Raw genomic sequence first — 1,677 nt, forward strand, 5'->3', positions numbered from 1 at the left:
ATGTTATATTATTGATTTTTTCACGAAATATCCTAATATCATTATTAATAAATATCTAATATGAAGATATTAGTCTATAAACTTATCATCGTTATAAACATAGGTTTTAAATTACAAAAAAGCTGCAAAGCTTCCTTGGAACAATTTGCAGCCTTCTATCTTTTTGTTTCCTTTAGCAAAATAATGGTTAGTGAATTTTCATTTTTTGGGATACTTACACCCATGTTTAAGTCTTTACATTGGAGACAGTAGATAACAAACTTATATTATTGTATATTTTTCACGGTACTGCCTAGGGGTCATGCTAGTGATTTTTTTGAAAACTCTTATAAAATAACTTTGGTCATTAAAGTTAAGCCAATAAGTAGTGAGTGTTAATAATTTCTTTGCTTCTTCCACTCGTTCCCTTTGAATATATTCGCTTAAAGTAATTCCCATTTCTTTTTTAAATAGTTTAGACAGATAAGTAGGCGTAATTTCTAAATGATTAGCAAGTTCATTCAGAGATATTCCATCGTAAACATTTTTATTAATATGTTTTATACATGTAGTAACCGCGTAAGAATACTTTTTTGCATTGTATTCTTTCACACGATCTGCAAAAGTACGTAAAGCATCCCCTGACAATCGCTTTACAGATTCTACATTATCTAATTGTTCCAGGGTTTGTATATATAAAATACTATGAGCAAAAGCAATATCTGGTGGCAGGTTTCCTTCTATTGCATATCGAGTGGCTAAGGTAATCGCAATAATTCCAAGGTTTTTTTGATTCCTGAGCGGATCCTCTATTAGCATAAGTTCAACATCTTCTTGCGAAACCGCATACATATACTGTATTAACTTTTTTTTATTCCCTTCTTTAATAGTCGAAAAGAAATCATTTACTAATGACATATTGTGCGTTTTAGGTTTGTTTTGTCGACGTTTTAAAATATATAAATCAGGTTTCACATTTTTATTAGGAATTTCCTCTAGTACTTTATTTTTTTCCAAGACAATATCTACATCTAACTTTTCATTGAAAATCATGTAATGTAATAAAATTCCCATATCAATTAATGTAGTTTTTTTAATCTCAGATAAACACTGATAATAGGCAAGTCTTTCTTGAATGTTATCATTTGATTTAAATTCTTTCTGAAATTTTATGATCATATCATCTGAATCTTTTGGATGTATAGTAGGACCGATTATAATAGTCCCTTTAATATCATCATGATTTTCTATATGAATTAGAACAAAATTTTCAAGATAGTTGTTACTTCGGAAAAGTGGCAAGTTAAAGGGATCGTTTTCTTGATAAATATCACTAAGATGTTCTTCTTTTGAAGAATAAAAAGGACTACAAACATTATCAGATGTAGAATGATATAAAATTTTTCTGTCTGCAGATAAAATATGTACAGGGGCATTAAATGCTTTATGTGCAAGATCACACAAGTGTTGTATATCGATAGATGTATTCATTACATTCTCCTTTATAGATTCATAAAATATATTCTGTTAGATATAATTCACGACAAATAATACTATAAAATATCAAATTAGTACAATTCACAACAAAATATTACTATATCTTTTTTATACAAATCATATATTATTTAATTGTAGTTAGCATCTAATTATCAGAGTAGATAAGTAAACGCAATACGCTAAGTTCTTTTCTTAATTCTA

1 protein-coding gene is annotated in these 1,677 nt (G+C 28.0%); it reads right to left on the reverse strand.

The window, feature by feature from the left end; translation table 11 throughout:
- Positions 1–261: 261 nt before the first annotated feature.
- Positions 262–1,470, reverse strand: coding sequence for an AraC family transcriptional regulator (locus tag DN403_RS30895; RefSeq protein ID WP_149186136.1), 1,209 nt, complete (start codon positions 1,468–1,470; stop codon positions 262–264).
- Between the last annotated feature and the right edge of the window lie 207 nt (positions 1,471–1,677).

The sequence above is a fragment of the Bacillus sp. AY2-1 genome (assembly GCF_008368965.1).
Lineage (GTDB): Bacteria > Bacillota > Bacilli > Bacillales > Bacillaceae_G > Bacillus_A > Bacillus_A thuringiensis_S.